This is a genomic window from Longicatena sp. 210702-DFI.1.196 (assembly GCF_020563125.1).
In the GTDB taxonomy this organism is placed as follows: domain Bacteria; phylum Bacillota_I; class Bacilli_A; order Erysipelotrichales; family Erysipelotrichaceae; genus Longicatena; species Longicatena caecimuris.
Window position 1 is genome coordinate 1 of sequence record NZ_JAJCPX010000092.1, and the last position, 753, is coordinate 753.

Sequence of the window (753 nt, forward strand, 5' to 3'; positions counted from 1 at the left end):
ATAATAGGCTTCTCTGACTCATTACCGGGATACATCCTCATACCGATGGGGATCATATTGGCATCAAGTAATAGACCTAGCCCAACAATGGGATCATGACGCATTTCTTTAGATGGGCCACGTCTTTGAAAATCATTTTCTTTATCGATTTCAAAGTAGAAGTTCGTACAATCGAAGAAAGTATGTTTTGTATCAATACCAAAATTATCAGCTGTAGCTACCGTAAGTATTTCAGTGAACTTCTGATATTCACTCCCCAGAAATTCAACGGCATCTAATAATTGATCATAGCTGAAGTCAACTTCATTCAAAAGGGAAGGAAGTACATCATGAAACGTTTTGTGTTTAGACAAAGGTGCTACAGCACGTGCAAATACAAGAGATGAGAATATATCATAGACATTAAACTGAAAGTAGCGAGTAGACTGCATATAGTTAAAATGATCTTTTACATCTAATGTGTTAAGAATGTTGGCAAGAGGAAAATAGCCGAGATACTTTTCAGGAGAGACTTCACCAATAAGTCTTTGATTTATCTTTGCATTCGCATTTTTGAGTTTTCTTTCTTCATTCATTCTAGCCACTTCAGCTTTGTAGTAGGCAATAGGATCATCAATCCCAGAATCAATAAGAGACTGAAGATTACCAAGTTTTCTAATACTGCGATGCTTGGTTCCCTTAACATCAGGAGAATAAAAGCTTTCGTAAATAGATAAATAGGTACGATTTTGTTGTTTAGCAACCTTAAGGAAA

1 pseudogene is annotated in these 753 nt (G+C 35.9%); it reads right to left on the minus strand.

Going from position 1 to position 753, the window contains the following annotated elements:
* Positions 1–753, minus strand: a pseudogene (locus LI241_RS15500) (transposase); the annotation flags it as partial.